This window comes from Chitinophaga rhizophila (genome assembly GCF_019492185.1).
Taxonomy (GTDB): domain Bacteria; phylum Bacteroidota; class Bacteroidia; order Chitinophagales; family Chitinophagaceae; genus Chitinophaga; species Chitinophaga rhizophila.
Map to the genome: position 1 here is coordinate 180,015 of NZ_JAICCF010000004.1, position 24,205 is coordinate 204,219.

General features: G+C 46.9%; 21 protein-coding genes. 17 read left to right on the top strand and 4 right to left on the bottom strand.

Features of this window, described 5'->3' with window-relative positions; all coding sequences use genetic code 11:
* Positions 1-42 precede the first annotated feature (42 nt).
* The 3 genes from K1Y79_RS20865 to K1Y79_RS20875 all read right to left on the bottom strand — a co-directional run bounded on the left by K1Y79_RS20865 (position 43) and on the right by K1Y79_RS20875 (position 1,828).
* The gene (locus K1Y79_RS20865; RefSeq protein WP_220252130.1) at positions 43-300 is read right to left on the bottom strand and encodes a hypothetical protein; all 258 of its coding nucleotides are present in this window, start codon (positions 298-300) and stop codon (positions 43-45) included.
* 185 nt (positions 301-485) lie between these two features.
* Entirely contained in the window at positions 486-932 is a 447-nt protein-coding gene (locus tag K1Y79_RS20870) for a MauE/DoxX family redox-associated membrane protein (RefSeq protein WP_220252131.1), read from the bottom strand.
* 434 nt (positions 933-1,366) lie between these two features.
* Positions 1,367-1,828, bottom strand: coding sequence for a PepSY-like domain-containing protein (locus K1Y79_RS20875; RefSeq protein ID WP_220252132.1), 462 nt, complete (start codon positions 1,826-1,828; stop codon positions 1,367-1,369).
* Positions 1,829-2,001: 173 nt separating this feature from the next.
* Between K1Y79_RS20875 and K1Y79_RS20880 the strand changes: the two genes are divergently transcribed.
* Both K1Y79_RS20880 and K1Y79_RS20885 read left to right on the top strand, forming a co-directional pair.
* Positions 2,002-2,301 (top strand): hypothetical protein, encoded by a 300-nt coding sequence (locus tag K1Y79_RS20880; protein WP_220252133.1) that lies wholly within the window; start codon positions 2,002-2,004, stop codon positions 2,299-2,301.
* Positions 2,302-2,355: 54 nt separating this feature from the next.
* A complete protein-coding gene (locus K1Y79_RS20885) occupies positions 2,356-2,916 on the top strand; it encodes an eCIS core domain-containing protein (RefSeq protein ID WP_220252134.1) in 561 nt (186 codons plus the stop codon).
* Here the strand turns inward: K1Y79_RS20885 and K1Y79_RS20890 are convergent.
* Complete coding sequence (locus K1Y79_RS20890; protein WP_220252135.1) at positions 2,898-4,979, bottom strand: glycosyl hydrolase family 18 protein; 2,082 nt, start codon at positions 4,977-4,979, stop codon at positions 2,898-2,900. The genes K1Y79_RS20885 and K1Y79_RS20890 overlap by 19 nt on opposite strands.
* Positions 4,980-5,289: 310 nt before the next feature.
* On the opposite strand from K1Y79_RS20890, the gene K1Y79_RS20895 reads away from it, so the two are divergent.
* From K1Y79_RS20895 to K1Y79_RS20965, 15 genes are all read left to right on the top strand, one after another.
* Complete coding sequence (locus K1Y79_RS20895) at positions 5,290-5,862, top strand: DUF4255 domain-containing protein (protein ID WP_220252136.1); 573 nt, start codon at positions 5,290-5,292, stop codon at positions 5,860-5,862.
* Positions 5,863-5,876: 14 nt separating this feature from the next.
* Entirely contained in the window at positions 5,877-6,686 is an 810-nt protein-coding gene (locus tag K1Y79_RS20900; protein WP_220252137.1) for a hypothetical protein, read from the top strand.
* A gap of 18 nt (positions 6,687-6,704) precedes the next feature.
* On the top strand, positions 6,705-8,207 hold the full coding sequence (locus tag K1Y79_RS20905) for a phage tail sheath family protein (protein WP_220252138.1): 1,503 nt from the start codon (positions 6,705-6,707) through the stop codon (positions 8,205-8,207).
* Positions 8,208-8,254: 47 nt separating this feature from the next.
* On the top strand, positions 8,255-8,710 hold the full coding sequence (locus tag K1Y79_RS20910; protein WP_220252139.1) for a phage tail protein: 456 nt from the start codon (positions 8,255-8,257) through the stop codon (positions 8,708-8,710).
* An 8-nt stretch (positions 8,711-8,718) separates the two neighbouring features.
* Positions 8,719-9,162, top strand: coding sequence for a phage tail protein (locus K1Y79_RS20915; protein ID WP_220252140.1), 444 nt, complete (start codon positions 8,719-8,721; stop codon positions 9,160-9,162).
* A 6-nt stretch (positions 9,163-9,168) separates the two neighbouring features.
* Positions 9,169-9,339 (top strand): DUF5908 family protein, encoded by a 171-nt coding sequence (locus K1Y79_RS20920; RefSeq protein WP_220252141.1) that lies wholly within the window; start codon positions 9,169-9,171, stop codon positions 9,337-9,339.
* Between the two features lie 3 nt (positions 9,340-9,342).
* On the top strand, positions 9,343-10,011 hold the full coding sequence (locus tag K1Y79_RS20925; RefSeq protein WP_220252142.1) for a CIS tube protein: 669 nt from the start codon (positions 9,343-9,345) through the stop codon (positions 10,009-10,011).
* On the top strand, positions 10,011-11,825 hold the full coding sequence (gene vgrG, locus K1Y79_RS20930) for a type VI secretion system tip protein VgrG (RefSeq protein ID WP_220252143.1): 1,815 nt from the start codon (positions 10,011-10,013) through the stop codon (positions 11,823-11,825). The genes K1Y79_RS20925 and vgrG overlap by 1 nt, the downstream gene beginning before the upstream one ends.
* Positions 11,826-11,836: 11 nt before the next feature.
* Positions 11,837-12,139: a PAAR domain-containing protein gene (locus tag K1Y79_RS20935; protein ID WP_220252144.1), complete on the top strand. Its 303-nt coding sequence runs from the start codon at positions 11,837-11,839 to the stop codon at positions 12,137-12,139.
* A gap of 374 nt (positions 12,140-12,513) precedes the next feature.
* Positions 12,514-12,942, top strand: a complete 429-nt coding sequence (locus K1Y79_RS20940) for a GPW/gp25 family protein (RefSeq protein ID WP_220252145.1) — start codon at positions 12,514-12,516, stop codon at positions 12,940-12,942.
* A 12-nt stretch (positions 12,943-12,954) separates the two neighbouring features.
* Complete coding sequence (locus K1Y79_RS20945) at positions 12,955-16,719, top strand: hypothetical protein (RefSeq protein ID WP_220252146.1); 3,765 nt, start codon at positions 12,955-12,957, stop codon at positions 16,717-16,719.
* A gap of 6 nt (positions 16,720-16,725) precedes the next feature.
* Positions 16,726-17,520 (top strand): hypothetical protein, encoded by a 795-nt coding sequence (locus tag K1Y79_RS20950; protein ID WP_220252147.1) that lies wholly within the window; start codon positions 16,726-16,728, stop codon positions 17,518-17,520.
* 15 nt (positions 17,521-17,535) lie between these two features.
* Complete coding sequence (locus K1Y79_RS20955; protein ID WP_220252148.1) at positions 17,536-20,298, top strand: hypothetical protein; 2,763 nt, start codon at positions 17,536-17,538, stop codon at positions 20,296-20,298.
* 1 nt (position 20,299) lies between these two features.
* Entirely contained in the window at positions 20,300-22,828 is a 2,529-nt protein-coding gene (locus K1Y79_RS20960) for a contractile injection system tape measure protein (protein WP_220252149.1), read from the top strand.
* The gene (locus K1Y79_RS20965; RefSeq protein ID WP_220252150.1) at positions 22,813-24,165 is read left to right on the top strand and encodes an ATP-binding protein; all 1,353 of its coding nucleotides are present in this window, start codon (positions 22,813-22,815) and stop codon (positions 24,163-24,165) included. The genes K1Y79_RS20960 and K1Y79_RS20965 overlap by 16 nt, the downstream gene beginning before the upstream one ends.
* The last annotated feature ends 40 nt before the right edge of the window (positions 24,166-24,205 follow it).

The following is a 24,205-nucleotide window of genomic DNA, read 5'->3' on the forward strand; positions in this document are numbered from 1 at the left end:
ACATCAGGGGATGATCAGCTCCCTGATGTAATAAGATCTGAATTACTTGTAAAGCATATACCCAGTAGTATAGACATATACATTATCCTGCGCCCTGAGACATACTTCAATAGATGGAGCGCAATGCTGCTCAGCGATTGATTTTGGTACATTAACTAGTACCAGCTCGTCGTTCCAGTTTATCCAGTTACGATATGGTTCTGCTGAAGCATCAGCGGAGGGTTTTCCGGTAGTAGCAACTGCTGATCCTACCCCTGTTAATACTGCTGCGAACGCAAATAGTAGTGTGATTTTTTTCATAAGAAGTAATTAATCGATGTTAGAGAAAATTTGTCGGGAAAATAAAAAGTGTGACTTAAAGATTTTTGTAACAGACGAAGGTGATTGTGCTAACCAGCACGGGAAGAACAAAAGCTATCCCGTGCCCTGCTGATAGCAAGGCATACTGAAGATTGTTCCATTGATTTGACTTTAGGTTAGAAGATTTATTTAGCTAGTTTAAAAGACTTTTCAAGTAATTCCGCACGCTGCTCTATGTAAATACCCGCAAAACCGATAGCAATAAATAACAGATTAAATAGCAGATGCTCTGTCCATGACAGCTTTGCAATAGCTCCCCCGCAACTACATGGTATCTTGCCATAAAAACGTAATTGCACAAGAATGATGTAACCTGTAAAACAGATCATGAGAGAAGTAGAGAGATACAGTGCCAGCTTGCGGAAGCTATTTACTGTCATCATTAGTGCAAGTAATATTTCCACTAATGGTATGACCCAGGTCAGAAACTGACCATAAGCATCCGAAAACGGTTGACGCTGCATCTGAACTACAAAAACCTGGAACGTCATTAATTTGGAAACTGCTGCATAAAGAAACATGCTGATAAATAGAAAATAGCATGCATGCAAAACCATGTCCCTGGCTTTCATAGCTTAGGTTTTAGTACATATCCATATATCCCTCGAACAGTTATAAGTTGTTGGTTGATCGTCTGATCTTAGCTAGTAATTGTTAGCAGTCCCTTTATTTCCCCTTGACAAATGTTAGTGCTGTTTACGACTGCATAATACAAAATCCCCCATGCCGAATTGTTAATGCGTGGTTAAATAAAACTTAAAGGACATGTTAACACATATCAGCGGCTTCCGCAGAGAAGAGAGTACACCAGTTTAAAATGGACGTGTTGGTAACGCACTCCTACATTAGAACGAAGTTGTTACAATAGTCATAGAGATTATCAGACTATCTCCTGCGATAATGTCGCCATCAAATTGATCGTAGAATGTTTGAAATACAAGTATCTGAATTAGATAAAAAAAAGACAGCCGACTAGTTAGCCGGCTGTCTACACGTAGAATAATATTTACTGTTTAGCCTCTTTCTTGTTCTTCTTATCTTCTTTGTTAGCAACGTTCTCTAGGACCCTACCATCAGGACTGAACGTCACCTTCCTTTCCTCTGTTTCTTTTTTCAGTTCCAGCTTATAGGTGATCGCACCATCATTAGTATGCTTATCCGCATCCTTAATGGTATATCCGGTGAACTCTCGCTCAACGGTTTGTTTGATAGCAGTTGGCAAATCGGTGTTTTTGATATCTTCTTTTTGTTTTATTAGCTTACCGTTGGCATCATACCACACATCATGTTTATGGAACGCTGCTTTATACTGGTTATCCTTCAGTTTCCATTTGACGTCTGCTGCACCTGGAAACTGCTGCTGAAAGTTCCTGGACACAGCCGCCGGCACATTAATAGCTTCGGGACTTTTCTGTGCATAAACAGTGATGCTGGTTCCTAGAATAATAAGTAAAATAAGATGCTTCATGAATATGTTTTTATATAACATCCAAAATTAAGAATTAGAAACAGCACTTGGGTATAAATGCAGGAGATCAACAACAATTACCGCTAATATGGAACTAAAATAAGTGTATGATGGGAATGGAGCAGATTACGTACCTTTACTATATCTTTTACTTCCTACATAAACGTCTGTTTATGATACACTTTCGCGCAATCAAAAGGTCACTGGCCCCTGACACTTCCATGGCTGACTATATCAGCAATCTTCCAGCACGGTACAATAACTCAAAAGCTGAGAGGATTGCCGCCTATCTCACCCACCAGTTTAGCAGTGAATGCTGTAAATCGCACCCCGATTATAAAGTGGAAATGAATATCGAATCCCGGTCAGAAGACGGTGATGTGGTATTATATTCCTATGATAAGAGCTGCTGTGATACATTCACACAACGGCTATCAGAGATCATTGCCAAGAGTAAAGAATTATTCCCTTGATCTGCTATTTCCCGTAAAAAAGCTGTACCTTTTCCCTATCCTTAACCCTTGTTTATGGCCTTACAATACCAGTTTGGAGAACGGGAGCAAACATCCGCCCGAGCTCACGCAAGCAACATATCTTCTCAGGGACTTCAGCGTAAAGCTGTATCATCATTTCCGGAGGCGTTACCCGTCCAAAAGCAATCATTGACTGATGAAGAATTACCTGCCCAGCGCGTAGGCATAGAGGAGGAGGAATTACCCGTGCAGCCTAAATCAGCAATACAGCGCAAGGCGAATAATACCGGCCTGCCCGACCACTTGAAATCAGGAGTTGAATCGCTGTCAGGACTGGATATGTCTGATGTCAAAGTCCACTATAACTCTGCACAGCCAGCTCAGCTGAATGCGCATGCCTATGCCCAGGGTACAGACATCCATGTTGCCCCAGGACAGGAAAAGCATCTTCCGCATGAAGCGTGGCATGTAGTGCAGCAGAAGCAGGGCAGGGTACAGGCTACCACACAACTGAAGGATAGCATGCCAGTAAATGACGATGCCGGATTAGAAGCCGAGGCAGACCTAATGGGGCAAAAGAGCCTAACCAACTTAGGTCAGGGCTTCTCTTCCTGAGTCATCATAGGGCGTAGCAGAAATCTGCTGATTAAAATTCCCAGTGCAATACCCGCCGCAAAAATAAATAGTGCGTCAGCCAGAGGAATCGTTACACACCTGGTGCCATCAGTATTCTTGTGCGTCATCCCAAATGGTACTTCCCGGTTGAGGAAGACGGCTACAATCCCAAAAAAGGCGCTAATAAAAACAGCCCCCAGCAGAATACGTAGTACCGTCTTACGCCACTCCCAGGTAAATCCTTTCATGCGTAGGTTATACGCGTAATATATCCCGATCAATACGGTGATACAAAACAGGAATAGCGCAACGTAGGCAAAAAAATCGTCGTCGTCTTCCTGCCGGTCCTCCATAAGCTGACACGGGTCAGAAAACATTAGCTTCAACATGCGTAGCTCATGACTAAGCTTGTGCATTACCCTGCTCCACCACGACATAGTAGGCTCCGTTCGTGGTACCAAGGGTACGGTGTCCAGAAAGGTTGTATCAATTTGAACGAATTTGTCTGTCATTACATCCCACAATTCTCCATATCCATCATCTGCACCCAGTGGCCAGACGGCTACACCTCCAAGACCACTATTCAGAATATAATCATATTTCACCTCCAATGTATTCGCATCGTCAAACCAGATCGCTGACCTGACTATACCTGCTGCATCTCTCTGGTGCACCACTGCTGCTACCGCGTCTTCATCATAGCTCACCATACTGTCAGCCGGAAATCGCTTTTTGATATCGCTATAGGACACATAGCGTGTAAAGAGATCTCGACCGTCTGCACCCAGCTTCCACTCAGTACCATAATAAGAGAGCAGCAGAATGAATTTGGCTGGTTTGATCTGTTGATTGAGTAAGCGTGATATGACGGGCTCAATAGCTTTTCTCGCATCGCCTTTCATAGGAGAAAGTGGACCAGCAGCCGAACCAATTGCTTTAGTAAAATCTACCAGGAAATGATCGCTTACCTGATCTAACGCCCGCAGGTCATAGGCACCGGTCTCATCGTATGGTGGTATTGTTATGGCGACTCTGTAGTGCCTGCTGCCATTATTAAGGTGATTGTACAGTAATGTAATAAAATTAGTAAAAGCTTTTCTATGTGTACTCGGCATTGACCCAAACCAAATATTGACACCGTGCGCTTCGTACTTTAACAGCAGAGTCATGAGGGTATCTGCGCAGCGTAGTTGCGAAGATGCATCGTGTAATAATGCCTCTATCCGTGCCGCGTCCTGCATATAAAAGGTAAAGGTTCGGTTCGCAGCAAGATCCACCAAAGGGAGTTCATTAGGTATAGGTTCTTTTTTTTCTGCGGGAGTGTAGCCATAATAATTGAGTTCGCTAAGTGTGCTAAAATTATAATGAAGGTATTTTTCGCCCATCCAGTAAGGATGAATTCCCATGACTTTGCATTTGTGTGCTAACCGAACAGTATATGTTATACCGGTCGTATCGCTTAATTTTAATGTATCGACCTGGAACGGCGAGCGGCCGTATAAAGACCGTATCTTTTGTAGGCGTTGCTGCTGAGCTGCCGTATTTTGCTCTATGGTTTCCTTCTGTTGCAGGATTGGAATAATCTTGTTAATCAGAGAGGCAACATCGGCATCTGATACAGGTTGAGGTGACGCCTCCGAAGCTTCTGTTCCTTCATCAGAAGTAGGGACCGGATCTGGTCGCTGCAAGATTTTATCAATTAATGCACGTAAGGAGTCAAAGTGCTGATTCTGTTGAAGCGATAGTTCTTCGTTCAGCTTCTTTATATCTGCGGCTGTCGCTACCAGAGAATCGGCCATGACGGTCCTGATGATCGTAATGACGCGTTGCTGTTCCCGGGCATGTGCATTCCGCCTGAATTGCAGCGCCGAAACAATCTTTTGAAGCAGCTTGACCTTTCCTGTTGTGTCCTTCCGAAATTCCGGAAGTTGAATCGTTTGTTTTGGTTGCGTGGTGTCATACGCTGACGTATACACTCCAAAGGCATACATTTTTGTTCCGGTAAATAAAGAGATATTAAGGAACAAAAATATGCGAAGGATATTTTTGTAAAGGGAGTACATAAGAAATGGAATTTACCTGACAACGCGAGAGCAAGAGTAACAATAATATTTAATAAAAAATAGGTAATTATTCATTTAAATAAAATTTTTATTAGTTTCATTTAACTGCTATCTTGTGCTCAGTATAATAAAAAACAGTCCGTTAAAAGATCCTAGCACCCTGACTATCCACCGTTAAAGCGGAAAATATACAACACAACGTACGACATAACGCGTTAGAATATTTATAAAGTAAAACATCATGTATTATCTCTGGTAATACCTTGTGCACCTCAGTCTGACTGAGTACTTCCTGAGAAAATTTAGCCATATGATTTACGAAACCCTTTCATGCATCACTGAAGTGATCAATAATCATTTCAACAGGCAGTTGCATGTCAATGAGGATAAAGTGATATTGTCCGGTATAGTAAACCAGGATGGTAGTGTTGCTGTGCAGGGTGAAAATAAAGTACTTGTAACGCTGATCAACATTGAGAAAGAGGCGATGGGGAAAGGTGTGCCCGGCTACAATACAGGACTGGTACAGGCAAAGACAACGCCGCCTATATGCATCAACCTGTATGTGTTGTTTTCGGCATACTTCACAGCCAATAACTATGCAGAAGCATTGAGGTTTATTTCCTTTATCATGGCTTTCTTTCAGTCGCGCAATGTACTTACACCCGACAACACACCTTCTCTGGACAGACGTATCGATAAGCTGGTTTTCGAGATGGAGAGTCTGGGCACAGAACGTATGAACAACGTATGGGCAACACTTGGCGCCAAGTATATGCCTTCTGTTGTCTACAAAATGCGCATGCTCACCTTCGATGACAGCATTATCAGAGAATACAGACCATCTGTATCGGACATTACCACAAACGATAAACTTCTGTAAACAACATTACAGTAATGGGATTTGCTTTGCTGACGGAAATCGTTTTCCGTCACAGATTCTTTGCTGATAATAGTTTCAGGAACATAAACGTGCTTCTGCCGCAACAAACGGCAATAGAAATGCGACGTTATGGATTGCTATTCCGCAGAATGCCGGACAGGATTGTTGTGCTTTTAAATGCCGACAATAGCGACCGCACTCGCTTACTACAAGAGGGTGTGACGCTTTTCTTTGATGTGCAGCTGCTGGATCGCTACTTCTATAACTATACCGCATTACGGCAGACAGATGTTCCAGGAACTATCTTACTGTTCAGCAATCAGCGTGAATGTGCTCCAGGTAAATTGCACAGGCAGGAGTCTGCCTCTGCGGATGATCTCATCCCGGCAGAGTCAGAGGGTGCAGGAATCTCCGCCCGTCCTTTTGCCAGGATAATCATGTCACTCACGCCTGAGCTGCTGCCGGTATATGAAATCAGTTTTGCTGCAAAAGCTACAAAGTGGTGTTACTTCCTGATGAGTAATGATCTTTCGTTACTCACACAACCATCTATTGTTGATGCCCGTGGCAGCATTCAATTTGCTGCGCCGCTGCCGGTAGATATGCCTGACGGAAGGAGAGTCCCAGTACTTATCTCCCAGCAGGTATTGCCTTTATCACAACGGCCGGTCCATACGTTGCAGCTGCGAGACACTGTAGGAGAAGGTGAACAATACCGAACCATTATTCAGGCATTGCCATCACCAGATATTACAGCGGTTTCTGCAGCAGGCATGGCCATATACGACCGTACGGTGGCATATTCGGAAATCTTTTTGTACTAAAATCAAATCCGCACAGCTATGGCTTCAACACTCATGACTCCGGGCGTTTACATAGAAGAAAAAAACGCCTTCCCCAGTTCTGCCGTCGCCGTCGAAACAGCAGTTCCCGTATTTATCGGCTATACGCACAAAGCCGAACGGTTTGGTAAGTCGCTTTTGCACAAACCAACCCGTGTAACTTCCTTCGCGGAGTTCGTGGAACTATTCGGCGCAGGCTTCCGATCAAAATTCAGCATTGCTGATCCGGCAGCTGAATACAAAGGTGAAACCTTTATCATCAATGGTGTACAAAAGGCTGTTGAGATTAAGGAGAAGAACACCTTCTATCTCTATAACAGTATCCGTCTGTTCTACGCGAATGGCGGCAGTAACTGTTATATCGTTTCTGTAGGTACGTACGGCGACAAACCCGACGGCCTTGAGATCTCTCTTGATGATTTCACAGGCTCGGATACAAAACCTGATGTACTGCTGTTACTGGAAAAGGAATTTGAACCAACCCTGGTGGTTATCCCTGATGTTATTGCGCTTGGTGAAGCTGCCTATAATACAGTGTACACAAAAGTACTGGCGCATTGTGCGAAAACACAAAGCCGCTTCGGGATCTTTGATCTTGCACAACAGGGCCCTACTGACACAACTGACGCTGTTGTGGCTGCCTTCAGAGACAAGATAGGTATCAATGCATTGAACTATGGTGCTGCCTATTACCCCTGGTTGAAAACAGCAATTGTACAAGCAAACGAGGTGGACTTTGAAAACCTTGATGCTACAGTTGACCTGGAAACTCTATTGCCGGAAGATCTTGCCAAGCAGGTAGTAAAAGCGTACAAAGCGGTTGCTGAACCTGATACAAATGCAAAGAAGAATTATCATCAGTCACTTAAAGCTTCCAGCCCTGTCTACAACAGCATACTGGAGGAGATTCGAGCACGCCTGAATGAATTGCCACCAGGGGGTGCTATCGCTGGTATTTATACATTGGTTGACAATTCGCGCGGTGTATGGAAGTCGCCTGCCAATGTATCAATCAGTATGGTTAATGCTCCTGCAGTAAATATCTCCGCGGATGAGCAGAAGCAGCTTAACGTAGATGTACTTGCTGGTAAGTCTATTAACGTGATCCGTCCATTTCCGGGAGTTGGTACGCTTATATGGGGCGGTCGCACACTGGATGGTAACAGTCAGGACTGGCGCTATATCAACGTGCGCCGCACGCTGATCATGATTGAACAATCTATTAAACTGGCTGCCCGTACCTACGTTTTCGAGCCTAATGATGCGACCACCTGGGTTACAGTGAAGGCAATGATAGACAATTTCCTTAATAACCTCTGGAAACAGGGCGCTCTTGCCGGCGCAGCTCCTGAGCAAGCTTACGATGTGCAATTGGGCTTAGGTGCCACAATGACGCCCCAGGATATCCTTGACGGTAAAATGCTGATCACAGTGAAGGTGGCTATCGTAAGACCTGCAGAGTTCATCGTGATCACTTTCCAGCAAATGATGCAGCAATCTTAGTTTGACTATCTGAACAACCTATTTCTTAAAACTAAAAGCTTATAACTATGGCAGATGACGGCTCTACCCAGGCCCAGTCCACATGGCCACTCGTGAAATTCTCGTTCAAGGTTATGTGGGACGGTGCAGAACTGATATTCCAGGAAGTAACCGGTTTATCATCAGAAACCCAGATCATTGAATATCGCGGTGGCAGCAGCCCGGTTTATTCCACAGTGAAAATGCCTGGTATCCAGAAATTCTCCAATGTAACATTGAAGAAGGGCATTTTCAAAGGCGACAAAGCCTTGTGGGAGAAATACAAAGGTATTACCATGAATACCTACAAGCGTATCAATATCGTTGTCAGCCTGCTGGATGAAAAGCAGGATATCGCAATGAGCTGGACGCTAAAAAATGCTTTCCCATGCAAGATTACAGTAACAGACATGAAATCTGATGCAAACGAGATTGCTGTGGAAACCATGGAAGTTGCACACGAAGGTTTAACGCTTACTGAATAGTTTCAGATATGGATTCCGCATACCCACCGGTGGGGTTTTATTATAAAGTGAACTTCATCAGCTACCCAGGTAAGCAGGAAGGCAATTTCCAGGACGTAAGCGGTATTTCTGTTAGTGTAACGCCGGAAGAGGTCAGGGAAGGGGGAGAGAATCAATTTGTATACAAGCTCCCTTCCCCTCCTAAATACAGTAATCTGGTTTTACGCAGGGGAATGCTGATAGGCTCCTCTGTTACCGACTGGATCAGGAAAAGCCTGTCTACTTTTACCTTTAAGCCTACTACGGTTGTTGTTATGTTATTGGATGAAACAGCCCAGCCAATCTACTCCTGGAAGTTTTATGGGGTCTACCCGGTTAAACTGGAAGTCTCTGGTCTTAAGGCCAAAGGTGATGGCGAAATCGTGGTAGAAACCCTCGAACTGGCTTACAAGTATTTTGAAAAAGATAAATAATTACAGATGCCTCTGGAAATAAGGGAACTCGTCATCAAGGTGACCATCTCTTCTGATGCTGCGAAAGGTGCTAATACGCTGCCTGATGAGAAAACGCTCCGGCACTGGAAGGATGGTATTATCAGGGAATGTGTTGAAAGTATCCTTAACAGGATGAAAAATGAAGCCGAGCGTTAGATTATGGGTCAGATAAAGAAGCTGCAGATTGCTGCTTACGCTGATGCTACGGGCGTAAATCAGTTGCTGGGTACTATTAATGCAATGATCAATCCGGCCAGCTATTCACTAAGCTACGTAGCAGAATACGAACTGTCGAAAGAAGACGCTGCCAGCGGCCCGACCCAGATATTTAAAGGTATGGGGCAGTCAGACCTTAACCTGGATTTGCTGGTGGACGGTACCGGTATTATACCGATTCCGGATGGAATGACAGTCGATGGCTATATTGACCGCCTGCAATACCTGATTTTTTCTTATCAGGGAACGGTACATCGTCCTAACTTCCTGAAGGTATCATGGGGTAGTCTTGTATACAAAGGTGTCTGCAAGAGCTTTACAACTAACTATAAACTCTTTAATGCTGATGGTACTGCTCTACGCGCTGAGGTAAAGCTGGTAATTGCAAAATCGCTCGACTTCAAATCCAAGAAAGGGCTTGCAAAAAAGGAATCTCCGGACCTGACGCATATCAGGACTGTCAAAGCTGGCGATACCCTGCCCATGATGACCTACCGGATCTATGGAGACGCCTCTTATTATATTGAAGTGGCAAGACTGAACGGGCTAAGCAGCGTACATGCTATACGTCCCGGTGACGAACTTTATTTTCCACCATTAAAGAAGGCATAATGGCTGTTGAAGGTCCTCTGAATATTACTGACCCTACGCTCAAATTCACAGTTACAGTGGATGGAAGCGCTATACAGGAGAAGGTTTTTGTCTCTTCTATTCATATTTCGCATGAGGTAAATAAGATCTCTCATGCGGATATTGTCTTTGCAGAAGGTACCGGTGATAACGGGGCTGCCGGCGACGAAGGCAGCTTTCCTGCAAGCGACATGGCTGAATTGAAACCCGGCAGTAATATCACTGTCACTGCTGGTTATGGTGATAGCACTGAAGTATCGATATTCAAAGGCGTCATCGTTAAACAGGCGCTAAGTATCAGTAAGGGCACCGGATTTGAATTAGTGGTAACCTGTAAGCATAATGCGGTTAAGATGACGCTTGGACAAAAAGAAGCTGAATTTTCAGCATCCACAGACAGCGATGCTATTCAGAAGATTGCCAGCGTTTATGGCTTATCTGCTACTGTTGACAGCACCTCTGCTCCACAGGAAATACTATTTCAGAAGACTGCTACAGACTGGGATTTTATGCTGGCCCGTGCTGCTTTCAACGGCTTTATTACTACGCTGGATGATGATGCAGTTACTATCGGTAAACCTAACTTCTCGGCTGAAGCGGTGTTATCAGTCACGTATGGCGATTCCATTATCTCGTTCAATGCGGAGGTCAATGCCGAAAAGCAACCGCCTTCACTGGATGCATACGCCTGGGATCCGCAGACACTGGCATTAATCACGTCTTCTGCAGAGGAACCAACATTGAATGCACAAGGGGACCTGACAGCGAAATCCCTGTCAGAGAAACTCAGTCAGACCGGTCTGAAACTGATCTCCAGCGCCCCGCTGCCAAAGGCTGACCTCAAGACCTGGGCCGACAGTACTTTGCTGCGCCTTCGTATGAATGCTCTTAAAGGTACTGTTGTATTTATCGGGAATGCCAAGCCTAAACCTGGCAAGATGCTGGAATTAGTAGGTGTAGGACCAAGGTTCAGTGGCAAAGCATTTATCAATAAGGTCCGACACGTCCTGGAAGATGGACAGTGGACCACGCACGTACAATTCGGCGCGCCTGATAAACCCATTTTTGAGAAGGAACAGTTCTCCGCAGTGCCTGCTAACGGACAAATGCCGGCTATCCACGGACTGCAGCTTGCTAAGGTGGTAAAGATCTCTGAAGACCCGGCGTCGCAGTATAGGGTGCAGGTGAAGCCGGCTTCAAACGCCAGTGAACAAAAAGGGATATGGGCAAGGCTTGCCAGTTACTACGCTACATCCTCAGCGGGGGCAGTGTTTTGTCCGGAGGTAGGTGATGAGGTGATCCTGGGTTTTCTTGAGTCAGATCCCCGTTATCCAGTTATCCTAGGTTCGCTTTTCAGCAAGAGTAATGTACCGCCGCTGACGCAGGGAGACGAGAAAAACAATACCAAAGCGCTGTATAGCCGTAGTCTGCTCCAGATCAGTTTTGATGACGATAAAAAGGTAATTAAGATCACTACGCCCGGGAATAATATGATTACCCTTAGCGACGATGGGAAATCTATCGAAATAAAGGACCAGCAAAGCAATAGCATTAAGCTGGATGACAGCGGTATATTACTCAACAGTGCGAAAGATATTACATTAAAAGCCACTGGGAATATCAGTCTGCAGGCAACAGGGAAAGCGACCCTGAAAGCAACCCAGGACCTGGAGCTGAATGGTATGAATATCAAACAAACCGCCCAGATAGGATTTACCGCAAAAGGGACTGCTACAGCAGAACTATCTGCCTCCGGTCAGACTGTTGTTAAAGGTGGTATGGTCATGATCAACTAAAATAGCTAACTATGGGAACACCTGCCGCAAGATTAAACGATATGCATGCCTGTCCTATGCAAACACCTGCTTTGCCGCCTATTCCGCACGTCGGAGGACCTGTTACTGGTCCAGGCGTGCCGACGGTATTAATAGGGCAAATGCCAGCCGCTGTACTGGGCGATATCTGTGTATGCACGGGGCCTCCTGACACGATTGTAAAAGGTTCTGCTACAGTCATGATCGGAGGCCGTCCTGCCGCCCGTATGGGTGACTCAACTGCCCATGGAGGAACGATCGTGATGGGTTGCCCTACTGTACTTATAGGCGGCTGACTGCTGGTATGGGCAACGCCGCAGCCTATGGAGGAATGATCGTAATGGGTTGCCCTACTGTATTGATAGGCGGTTAACTGCTGGTATGGGCAACGCCGCAGCCCATGGAGGAACGATCGTAAAGGGTTGCCCTAGTGTACTTATAGGCGGCTGACTGCTCATAGAGGCAATGCCGCAGTCCATGAAGGAATCATCGCAATAGGTTGCGCTACGATACTTATAGGCAGTTTACTAGACCCAATTGCCTATATAGGAACAATCATGATGGGTTGCCCTACTGTACTCATAAGCGGTTAACTAGACCCTATTTCCCTCGGAGGAACGATCGTAATGAGGGCGTCCTTCACTATTAACAGGTGGTTAAACAATAACGAATGGCAATTCACTCTTTTCTTGGTACGGGATGGGCATTCCCCCCATCTTTTGATAAAACGGGTAACGGTGTGCTAATGAGCGAAGCCATTACCGATATTGAAGAAAGTATACGAATCATCCTTGGCACCATACCAGGAGAGCGGCTGATGCAGCCCACTTTTGGCTGTAATCTCCGCAGGCTGGTATTTGAGCGGGCGGATACCCAGATGATCACTGAAATAAATGATCTGATTGCGCACGCGCTTCTCAGCTTTGAACCCAGAGTTGATTTTGAAGGCACTGATGTGCTGCTTAGGGATGATATAGAAGGCCTGATCAACATTCAGATTCATTACACAATTATTGCCACCAACACCCGGCATAACATGGTATATCCATTTTACATTCTGGAGGGCACAAATATTGAATCGCCCGACCTGTTGCCTTAGCGTATACTAGAGATGAACAAATTATTTGACTATATGAGGGATGGTATCAGCCAGTCTGAGCGTAAGCTGGAAGCGCTGATGCCCTCCTATGTGAAGATTGACGAACGCAGTCGGGAAGACCTGTTAATATTCCTGTCTGAACTGGCAACACAATTCAACTATTACAACTTCGATCATAATATTGACGGCGACTGGAAGCCCTTCCTGCAGTCAGATATGCTGGTCATGATAACCACCATCTCCCGCCTTGATTTTACTCATTGGCAGGAGCAACATACACGTATACAGTCAGCGTTGGCCTCGGTGGGAGGAGACGCTAAATTATATTCGCTGCTGAGTGAACTATTCAATCTGATTTTCACTATTGCCAATCAGCTGGCAGGACATCTGCGCCTGCTGAAGAAGGCCGACGTACAGGCGCTTACCTGGATATACACAGACCAACTGATGGAAAGTGTGGCTGAGGACGTACTATTGCTGCTGCAGTTTGAAGATCAGGCTATTCAGCTGTTTACGCCGGTAACCCACTTCCGCACAATTGCCGTTACCGATGAACTGGCGGCTAACTTCCCTTCACTGGCAAAGAAGACCAATAGAACGCCTCCGGCATTTCTCGGTTTTCAATCGTTGAATGACGTATACAATAACCTTCGCACAAAGTTCTACCAGGTAACCAGCGCGGCACAGTTCTATCTAAGGAGACGGCCAGACACATTACAGCATCAACCGCATATCGGGATGCTGATGGCATTTACACAGTTATATACCCGGCTGCAGGACAAGCTGAATAAGCTTACTGGTCAGCACCTGGACTATTACTACCGTAAGATGCTTGGCCTGCAACAGAAGCCGGCTATACCAGACCAGGTACACGTCTTCATGGATGCGCAGCCGCAAAGTATGCCTGTTACTGTACCCAGGGGTACTGCCATGTCTGTGGAAACCGGTAACGGTGCTCCTCCGGTCACCTACCGCACGGCACACGATATGCGGGTTAGTCATACAACTATAAAAGCACTGAAATCAGTATATGTGAACAGCTACCGGCAGATCGCATCTGAAAGCCCGCTTTTCTCTGATATCGTCGAGTCGCAGGTGTATGCTGCTACTCATCTCGTACCTCCTCCGGCCAGTTACATGCCGGGAGCTATAGCGGTTCCTTCGTGGCCGATGCTGGGTGAACCCCAGCAGGACCTGCCCCAAGACAAGCGTACTATGCAGGAAACCGAGATGGGGGTAATCCTGGGGTCGCCTTTGCTGTACCTTACAGAAGGTCAGCGTACGTTAGAATTATCACTGCATTTTGAGGCAACGTCCTTTGAGAAGCTGCTGGCGTATGTCATGAACTTTGCGGGTGTGACGGGTAAACCGGAGGCTATGGTCATGAATGAGCTGCTGTCAGCCGCATTTGTTATCTCCTACACAACTGTGGAGGGATGGCAAACGTTTACAAGGCATAGCATCAGAAGTAGTGCAGCCGGTAGTGAAGACAACGCTTTCCTCATCACAATCGCTTACGACACCAATGCGCCTGCTGCGGCAATCTATAACCCTCTCGTACATGGCGGTGCTTATCAAAGCGGATATCCGCTATTGCGCCTGTTGCTGAACAATAACAGTTTCCATCATCCCTATTCCTTCCTTCCGCTGTTATGGCTGGAAAGAATCAGTATAAGGGCCAATGTAAAAGGCTACCGCTCAGTCAAGCTATATAATAACACCGGACCCCTAAGTCCGGCCAACCCTTTTCAGTTATTCGGGGCACAGCCAACGGTAGGCTCTTTCCTCGACATCCGGGATAGTAATGTTTTCAACGTTTACACCAAGACATTCCGCATTCAACTAGAGTGGCTGGAATTACCACATGCGGAAGGCGGATTTAACGACTACTATGCTGCCTACGAAGCAGATATGACCAATGAATCTTTCGTAGCAGGTATCAGCGCATTTGAGAACGGGGCCGTACAACCGGAAAGGGCTCAGCAACAGCAGCTACAGCTATTTAATACTTATACTGACGAACTGGGAAGAACCCGTCTGTCAGATAAATCAACGCTGTCTAAGATCGACCTTAAAAGGATACACTTTCATAACCGGCCATTACTGGATAAAGAACCTTTTGTACTGGACGGATTCTATAACGATGCAGCTATCAGACTGGAACTGGCTGGTCCGCAGGAGGCATTTGGTCACAAACGGTATATTCGCCTGTTTCCGGAAGTGATTGCGCACAATGCAGGCAGATGGGTGAAAAAGAAATCTATTCCCAATATGCCCTATACGCCGTTGGTAAAGTCCATTGCAATAGACTATGTGCTGGAGCAGGCGGAGATATTAAAGCCCGATAAGTCAGACGATCCGTCCCAACCTCTTCAGATATTCCACTTGTACCCGTTCGGTCACAGGCAGGTATACCCGTCCTCTTTTCAGGGGGACTTTACCCTACTGCCTACTTTTGAAGACAAAGCAAGCCTGTATATCGGACTTGACGGCATGCAGCCCCAGGAGGAGATCTCCCTGCTGTTTCAACTGGAAGAGCGGCATCGTAATCACACGCGTATCAATAAGGCACCGCAGCTCCACTGGAGCTACCTGTATAACGACCGTTGGGTACCTTTCAATAACGCACAGATCGTTACTGATACGACCCGCCTTTTTATCAATAGCGGTATTATCAGTCTGAAGACGCCGCCGTTCAACTGTGCTGGTAATACACGACTGGACAGGCAACTGCAATGGCTCAGGCTCTCCTCACCAGAAGAGATGCAGATTCGTCCTATGTTGAAAGGCTTATTTGTAAATGCCGCTATTGCCTGCCGGGAGCAATCTGACACCCACGTTTCTACCTCATTGCCTGCTATGTCTATCAAAGCCCTGCAGCAGGAGATAAGGGGCGTACAGCGTGTCTGGCAGTTATTTCCATCGTTTGGCGGCCGGCCTGCCGAGACTACAGAAGAATACTATGTTCGCGTGAGTGAACGTTTACGGCATAAAAACAGACCATTATACAGCATGGACATCATCCAGCTGATACTGGAAGCATTTCCCGAAATACTGATTGTTAAATGTGCGACGAACATTGCAGCCTCAGATGTTCAGCTGGTGATCGTACCTAAACCGACCGGTAATGGCAGATATGAAAATCCGGAACCACATACCGATATCGCAACCCTGTTCCGGATACATGGATTTATTGCCCGTCTGCTGCCACCTTTCATTAAGGTAACGGTACATCATCCTATATATGAAAAGGTGAAGATTGTATGTGATGTTGGCTTCGTAGAGAAGGAAAATCTTACAGATACCAATTACTACCTGACGCGCCTACAGGAAGACATCAGCCAGTACCTTACGCCCTGGTTATATGATGCGCAACCGGAAGTAAAGATGGGGGGGGCACTATATACCGCCGATGTGCTCAGTTACATCAAAAAGCTGCCTTACATCGCTTACGTTACCGGCTTCTCTATGGTCCACTTTTTTGAAGAAGAAGATGCAGACGGCAACTTCATTCATTGCATGCTGGATACTGCCGTCAGCAACACAGAGTATGTAAGGGCCTCCACGTCTGAAGCGGTACTGATACCTGCGCCACACCATTCCATCCGTGTCATTAATGACAGGGACTATCGTGAACCGGAAGCGATAGGCATCAGCGGTGTTATTACCGGCGAAGAAATGATCATCGGTCAGCACGAAAGAAGCAGCTACAACGACGATACCGACTCATATTATACTGAAGGAGAAATTATTTCACTCACCATACAACCCAGATAACCGATTATGGCGACGAAGAATAACAACAAGATATTTGGCAGGGAAGAGCTAAAAGAACACTTCCGGAACGGTAAACTGCCAACAGAACATCACTTTGCACACCTGATTGACTCTACCATCAACAAACAGGAAGACGGCTTTTCCAAAGATGAAGAAAACGGCATGCTGGTAGCAGCGCTGGGAGCGTCTAAACGGCTTGTATCTTTCTATCGTACCAATGACGACCTGGAACCGTTTTTTCTGATGGAAAAAGATGAAAGGGAAAACCCGGGTTTTCGCATGCGCCCGCATACTAATCGGTCAGAAGGAACATCCGTTGATGCGCAGAGCTTCTTCTTCCACATGAACGGCGACCTGGGTATAGGTAAAAGATGTAATCCCTGTTATAAAATGGAGGTTACCGGGTTCGTTGCTATGGAAGGCCGGATCGGTACCTACCAGGTAGGGAAGGTTCCGGCTGACGGAAAGTGGCACCCGGTTATCAGTGGCCTTGATAACTGTCAGGCATTCGAGATCATTGCCCGTACAGGGAAGCGTAACTCAGGCCGATTTGCCATTCTGCATGCCTACGCAGTGAGTGCTTTCGGCAGATCATGGCCCCGGCGGAGTATCAGAAAAACATCTTCGCATTACGGTTTCTTCTGGAATCGGCTGCGGGTACGCTGGAAAGGAAGTACCCATAACTATGCGCTGCAGATACGCACCAACAGTAACTACGGGCCGGACGTAGACATTTACTACCGCATCACCAGACTGTGGGATGATACAGCATTTATGCCTAAAGACTATTACCATCACTAGCAAGCGGTTGTTGATATGAATATTCCTTTACAGATCAGCAGAGATAATACCAGAGATAAAACGCTGGACTTTGCCACATTAAGGGCGGAAGCGCTTGCACTGGTGCAGGAACTGTCGGGTCACGTATGGACGGACTATAACCTGCACGACCCTGGGGTTACCATCTTAGAGCAGCTTTGTTTTGCCCTGACTGACCTGGCTTACAAAACCGATTTCCCTGTAAATGAGCTGCTGGCAGATGAGCATGGGCGTATCCATGCCAGGCACAATGTGTTCTTCAGTAAGTCAGATATACTGAATGCAGGCCCCGTAACTGTAGCAGACTTCCGTAAGCTGCTGCTGGACCAGGTAGAGCGGTTGGAAAACGTATGGATAGAACCGGTAATGTCTGACTATTCTCCCGGCGCATCCAAAGGTACATACCGCGTACTGATCCAGCCGGATGACGCTATGACCCGGGAAGTGGAGGCAGATATGGCTGTGGCAGAAAAGCTGAGGGCAGTGGTGCGTAACTGCCTGATGCGGAACAGAAACCTGGGAGAGAACTTTGAAGAAATCAGTATTCTGAAAGCACAGCACATAGCCATCAAAGCAACCATTATGGTAGATGCCCACTACCCGGTAAGAGAAACGCTGGCCTACGTATGTAATGCGATCGAAGAAGTCGTACACCCGCCGGTACGGTTTGTGTCAGAGGCAGAACTGCTGGAGGCGGGGTATAGTATTGAAGAGATCTATCAGGGTCCGGAGCTGAGTCGGGGCTTTGTGCCTGACGCTGATCTGCGTGAGCGGAAGCAGCAGGTAGATCCTTCAGAAATGGTTAAAGCGATCTCCCAGGTACCCGGCGTTATCCAGGTGAAGTTCCTGCATATATCTACGGATGGTATCAACTTCAGCAGCCGGCCTATACTGATACAACCCGGGTACTATCCCTATGTGGATATCACAGATGGTCGTAACGATATAGGGATCTACAGTGATCAGTTTGAACAGCACTCCCGCGATGCTGTCTTCTGGAACGTTTTCCGGAAGATCCGGGAGATGAGAAAACGGCACTATACAGCGCAGGAAAAAGCAAAGGCGGATAATTCCCTGCAGGCTACCTACCGTAATTCCACGCAATACTATTCGCTGCAGCACTATCTACCTGCTATCTATGGCACAGGAGAAGAAGAGGTGTCTATGCAGGAACCTGCACCCAGACGAGCGCAGGCAAAGCAACTGAAAGCCTATCTGTTGCTGTTTGAACAGCTGCTGGCGGATTATCTGGCACAACTCGGGAATCTCTCCGCAGTATTCTCGCCCGATATCGATAACATACCGGCAAGTACCTACTTCTCCCAACCGCTGTACGATGTGCCGCATGTACAGCATCTGCTGAAGGCATTTACTACCAGCAAGCAGCTATGGGAGGACTTCAAAAATGATCGCAATAACGCCTACGTGAAGTCACTGGAGGGCATGTCAGAAAGTGACACTGTCTACCAGCAGCGCAAGATCCGCATCTTCGATCACCTGTTGGCACGTTTTAATATGGTAGTGCCCAGATACCCTGTGAACCTGTATAATGTACTGTATCATCCACCGGATGAGAAAAGCCGTATCAACTGTGAGCTTCGCTGGAAGGCCAGCTTATTGCAACAGCTGCCGGTATTACTCAAAGGCAGGATGCAGGGATTCAATTACCTGATGGATCCCGATGCCATGGGTGTATTCTCCGGTTACCAGCAATGGATCTATAAGCTGCTGCATATTGAACGCGATGTACACCAGCCTCTGACTGCAGTGTTTGACAAGCCCCACCTGGATATGCAGGTAGCCGGTGCCTGGCACCCTGTTCCTATTGCTACGCAGATACATGTAAACGGGGAGAATATCTGGTATAACGACGATATACCAGACAACGCTATCGGCACACAACAGTATCATTTCGGTCATCAGCCTGTTTCCTTACTGAAATATGGAACGGACCCGTCCAACTACAGGATTGTGGAGAATGAGGCAGCTAACCTGTTTGTCATACTCTATAAGGCCCCGGGGCAGAACACCTGGCACGCCACGGCTAAACACAGGAACAGGGAGGCAGCCATTAGTGCACAGCAGCAGATGATCAAACATTTGCAGGAGATCAGCAGTGCTTCCGAAGGCTTTTACACTGTAGAGCACACCTTGCTCAGACCAACGCTGCAAATGAAGGCTTACGGCTTTCGCCTGCTATCATATAAAGGTAAAGTGATACTTGAATTACGGGCACTTCGTGGCTTTGAAGACCGGGAGCAGCTGATCCGACGGTTGATAGCAACACGCTGGGAGGCATTATCTGCCGGAGAGATCTACCAGCAGCTATCTGCGGATTATATTGTCCATGCACAGCCACAGACATTGGGAAATGACATGCATGAGCTGGTACATTGCCTCTCCCTGATCCGTGCGGGCCACGATGCGGCATATCCCCGTATGGAATACTATATTGATTCCGGTAACGGACAGGCTTTGCCGGATACGTTTTACCGGCCGGCTGTCACTATTGTTTTGCCTTCCTGGCCTGCCAGATTCCAGTACGCAGAATTTCGCCGGTTCACGGAAGACCTTATCAGGGAACAGACTCCTGTCTATTACCACCTGTCTTTCCGCTGGCTGGGTATTGCCGAAATGAGGCAGTTTGAAAAGATATACTTTCCCTGGCTGAAAGCTTTGCCGGATCTTTTTCTGAGCGGTACCATTCCCGCGCTGCGAATAAAGATGCTGGAGTTTCTTTCCAAAACCAGCAAGCCATAGGATGAACGAATCCGCACATATTATCCGACGATGGACCTTCGATATCCAGTATGCCGACAAGGACGGGGCCAGGGGCTTGCAGGACAAGTTTAGTACCCTGTTCAATCACCACCTGTCGGCCGCTACCGAAAAGGTAATCAGCAGCGTATTATCACCCGGGGAAAGCGCCTGGATACCTCACCTGGAACTGGACCTCGGTACATTACCCTACACGAACTTTGAGCAGGACGTGGTACGCATACTGCCTGAACTGCTGGAAAAGGCGTTAAGAGAACGTATTGCTCAATCCTGGCAACAAAGTAATACGCCAGGTAAGGTATTACACTTCAGTACCGTACAGGAAAGGCATTATGCTCTGCTGGCTCACTACCTGCTCTCTGGCAGCATGCCCTGGTGGGCTACACCTGAAGAAAGCAGCAGACTGGAAGACATTGTGCTGGCCCTGATTGCAGCCTCGCCCTCCCAATTCGCACTGTTTATAGTAAAGACTGCGCAGCAGGACTATGTACTGAAAAGGATTGCCTGGCATTTTTCCAAAGGTACAGTGCAGCAAATTATTACTTCGCTGGAAGAAGAACAGGCGACTTTTATCCTTGGATATATTACGGGTGTCATCACCCTGCACAGTAAACAGGCATTGGTCGCCCATGCGCAGAACGAATTTGAACGCGCCGTATGGCTGTTCGTACTGACCTACCTGGTGACAGATAACAGTGGACAGTTCAACCGTAAACAGTTCATCCGGCGTCACCTGGAAAGGCTGGCACGACACTTCAATGCGGATTATTATCATCTTCTGTATATATTCCGCAAAGCGATAGACCTGTACAGACAATACATTCCGTCAGATTCTTTTGTCACCTTCATACAGGTACTATACGAAGAGAATGCCGCTGCCGGCATACATGCAGACAATGCACAGGCTTTTGCAGTTATGCCTTATGACGGACACGATCATGTAAATGTGCCCAGATTATTGCCTTTAGGCAGCGCGCCACATACAGATATACCATTGCCACTATTGTGGATTAACTACGATACAATAGCAGGAAGGGAGGATAGGGAAGAGGTGTGGCAACAAGCGGTTACGCTATTCCGGTCTTTTATCACCGGACAGCCCCTTCCGGCCTGGTTCAGCCGGCTGCAGAAAGGCAGGCAGGATGTGCTCATGAAACAGGCCGTTATCCTGCTGTTCAGGAAGCGGCCATTGTTACTTGCCAGCCTGTGGGAACAACCAGCACCATTGCTGCAGGCACGGTTACATATTCACCAGCTATTCGATAAAACAGTCACGCCGTTGGAGGAGAACATTCGCTATCAGCTGCAAAGGTACGCTGAGCAGGACACGATCCAGTTTCTCCAACAGGCATTACCACACACCTTCATCCAGCATCGTAACAGTTTCCGGGAAATATGGCTGCAATACAAACAACGCACCCATGCCGATCGGCTCCTGTTTTACAGGAATGTATTATCTCCTGTGGCTGTATTACAACAGGTAGCGCTGCATACTACGGAGGAAGATTTCTGGACAATGATGGGTGATGCGCTGCCGCTATTATGGGGGAATCATACTATTGCCGCCTTGCAGCAATGGCAGCAATTGCTGGAAACAATGGTCACTGATAACCTGGAACGCGACAGTGTTAAGCTATTATTCCGCCGGTTCAACCTGTTATGGTTATCCGGCAGGATACAAATCAACAGCAGCGAGTCATATATCAATCAGCTGGCCCAATTCCTGAGTGGCTACGGAGAAACGACAGTCAGGAAGCTATTATACAACATCGTACAACATGATATGTCATCCGTCACTTCCCTGACACAGATCAGAAGTGCTTTACCCGTCCTGCAAAAGGCAACGGCGGCGCTGATCAGGCCTGAAAAGAGGGTGGCAACTGCATCATCCGACTCGCATTCAAACCCGAGCCTATTACAGCAGGGGCAACCGCTGCCGGCACAGGAGCAAAGACCTTACGAGCGTCTGTTTGCCAGGCCGGTACAGACACCTGGTTCAGAACAGGAGGCTATAACCATCCGGAATGCCGGCCTGGTACTATTGCATCCTTTCTTCTCTACCTATTTCTCCAAACTTGATCTGCTCACAAAAGGAAAGTTTAATGACGAGAAAGCGCGTCAGAAGGCAATACGTTTACTACAACTGCTGGTGGATGGGCAGACCGGGCATGCAGAGCATGAACTGTTACTGAACCGTGTGATGTGTAATGCACCCTGGGAAGAACCGTTGGATCCTGATGTAGATATCACAGCGGCAGATCGTGAACTATCCTCACAACTGATAGGTGTGGCCATCCAGCAATGGCCTAAGATGCGTAACAGTTCACAGGAGAGCTTCCGGGCCTCGTTTCTGCAAAGGGAAGGCTTATTATGGCAGACAGAAGAAGCCTGGATTATACGCATTCATCAGCGCAGTTACGACATCATTTTACAAACACTACCCTGGAGCTACGGAATGATGCGTTTCTCCTGGCTCCCAAAACCGATATATACAGAATGGATAACAACCTGATGGTTGCAAATGCCGCCGTATTACATGAGGAGCTATTATGGTTCAGCAGAATATTGCAGCTGCGTATGCAACAATACTTCGAGACGGCGCATGTACAGGTGCTCGAAGAACCAGCTCCACCGGTCATGGATGGGAATGCCGTCTACTCACAGATCATAAGGCACTACAGGATGACCACGTCCGAGCGGTTGGTACTGTTACTCGCATTATGCCCTCATCTGCAACCACAATTGCTGGATATCTTTTTTGTCAAAAACAGTACGTACGACAGAGGTTTTACTGAGTTTGGCGGGATCAAGGGGAATCAGCATGGAGGTTTTCTGCCCACAGGCGAAACAGCGGCTTTTCTTGTTGCCGCCAATAACCTGTTACAACGGTTGGAACTGTTACAACTATTCAGCCCGCATCATTTCTTTATCAGGGATAATATCTTAAAACTGGTATCACCTCATACTGACGAGCCGATGTTAAGCGGCGCTTTGCAGATCACGCCCGAGTATCTCAGTTACTTCACACAAGGCATCGCGTATCAGCCCCATTACAGCACGCAGTTTCCCGCAAAGCAGATCCGTACAGGACTGGGCTGGGGTGATCTGGTACTGGATCCGCATACGATGACAGAGGTAGAAGAGATCCGCACCTGGATCGAACATGGAACCGCCTTACTGAAGGATTGGAAAATGGAGAACAGGATTAAACCAGGATACAGAGCCCTGTTTTACGGTCCGCCGGGAACTGGTAAGTCCTTCACGGCCTGCCTGCTGGGAAAGACGTTCCAGATGGATGTATACCGTATTGACCTGTCGATGATCGTATCTAAATATATTGGTGAAACGGAGAAGAACCTGGCAGGTGTATTTGACCAGGCGGCCAATAAACATTGGATATTGTTCTTTGACGAAGCCGATGCCTTATTTGGTAAACGCAGTGCAACAAACTCTTCCAATGACCGGTATGCGAACCAGGAAGTTGCTTATCTGCTGCAAAGGATAGAAGACTTTCCTGGTCTGGTAATACTGGCTACCAATCTGAAGGCAAATATTGATGAAGCTTTCGGCCGAAGGTTTCAGTCTATGATCTATTTTCCGGTACCAGCACCTGCACAGCGGGAGCGGATATGGCAGCAATCATTTCCGAAGCACGTTGCACTGGACGCAGATGTGAATCTCTCCGAGATTGCCAGGAAATATGAACTGGCAGGTGGTGCTATCATTAATGTAGTACAATATAGTTGCCTTTCTGCACTCAAGAGAAACAGTGAAACCATTCTCCTCAAAGACATCCAAACCGGCATCCGTAAAGAGTTTAATAAAGAAGGTAAGACGCTGAATCTATAATTTGTTGCATTTCCTGTGAAGTTTTTTCCACAAAAACTAC

Excerpts from the sequence above, each read along its gene's own strand:
- K1Y79_RS20915 (WP_220252140.1), top strand. The coding sequence starts at position 8,719 with ATGGATTCCGCATACCCACCGGTGGGGTTTTATTATAAAGTGAACTTC.
- K1Y79_RS20920 (WP_220252141.1), top strand. The coding sequence starts at position 9,169 with ATGCCTCTGGAAATAAGGGAACTCGTCATCAAGGTGACCATCTCTTCT.
- K1Y79_RS20890 (WP_220252135.1), bottom strand. The coding sequence starts at position 4,979 with ATGTACTCCCTTTACAAAAATATCCTTCGCATATTTTTGTTCCTTAAT.
- K1Y79_RS20935 (WP_220252144.1), top strand. The coding sequence starts at position 11,837 with ATGGGAACACCTGCCGCAAGATTAAACGATATGCATGCCTGTCCTATG.
- K1Y79_RS20965 (WP_220252150.1), top strand. The coding sequence starts at position 22,813 with ATGGATAACAACCTGATGGTTGCAAATGCCGCCGTATTACATGAGGAG.
- K1Y79_RS20945 (WP_220252146.1), top strand. The coding sequence starts at position 12,955 with ATGAACAAATTATTTGACTATATGAGGGATGGTATCAGCCAGTCTGAG.
- K1Y79_RS20885 (WP_220252134.1), top strand. The coding sequence starts at position 2,356 with ATGGCCTTACAATACCAGTTTGGAGAACGGGAGCAAACATCCGCCCGA.
- K1Y79_RS20895 (WP_220252136.1), top strand. The coding sequence starts at position 5,290 with ATGATTTACGAAACCCTTTCATGCATCACTGAAGTGATCAATAATCAT.
- K1Y79_RS20865 (WP_220252130.1), bottom strand. The coding sequence starts at position 300 with ATGAAAAAAATCACACTACTATTTGCGTTCGCAGCAGTATTAACAGGG.
- K1Y79_RS20910 (WP_220252139.1), top strand. The coding sequence starts at position 8,255 with ATGGCAGATGACGGCTCTACCCAGGCCCAGTCCACATGGCCACTCGTG.
- K1Y79_RS20875 (WP_220252132.1), bottom strand. The coding sequence starts at position 1,828 with ATGAAGCATCTTATTTTACTTATTATTCTAGGAACCAGCATCACTGTT.
- K1Y79_RS20905 (WP_220252138.1), top strand. The coding sequence starts at position 6,705 with ATGGCTTCAACACTCATGACTCCGGGCGTTTACATAGAAGAAAAAAAC.
- K1Y79_RS20900 (WP_220252137.1), top strand. The coding sequence starts at position 5,877 with ATGGGATTTGCTTTGCTGACGGAAATCGTTTTCCGTCACAGATTCTTT.
- K1Y79_RS20940 (WP_220252145.1), top strand. The coding sequence starts at position 12,514 with ATGGCAATTCACTCTTTTCTTGGTACGGGATGGGCATTCCCCCCATCT.
- K1Y79_RS20950 (WP_220252147.1), top strand. The coding sequence starts at position 16,726 with ATGGCGACGAAGAATAACAACAAGATATTTGGCAGGGAAGAGCTAAAA.
- K1Y79_RS20880 (WP_220252133.1), top strand. The coding sequence starts at position 2,002 with ATGATACACTTTCGCGCAATCAAAAGGTCACTGGCCCCTGACACTTCC.
- K1Y79_RS20955 (WP_220252148.1), top strand. The coding sequence starts at position 17,536 with ATGAATATTCCTTTACAGATCAGCAGAGATAATACCAGAGATAAAACG.
- vgrG (WP_220252143.1), top strand. The coding sequence starts at position 10,011 with ATGGCTGTTGAAGGTCCTCTGAATATTACTGACCCTACGCTCAAATTC.
- K1Y79_RS20960 (WP_220252149.1), top strand. The coding sequence starts at position 20,300 with ATGAACGAATCCGCACATATTATCCGACGATGGACCTTCGATATCCAG.
- K1Y79_RS20870 (WP_220252131.1), bottom strand. The coding sequence starts at position 932 with ATGAAAGCCAGGGACATGGTTTTGCATGCATGCTATTTTCTATTTATC.
- K1Y79_RS20925 (WP_220252142.1), top strand. The coding sequence starts at position 9,343 with ATGGGTCAGATAAAGAAGCTGCAGATTGCTGCTTACGCTGATGCTACG.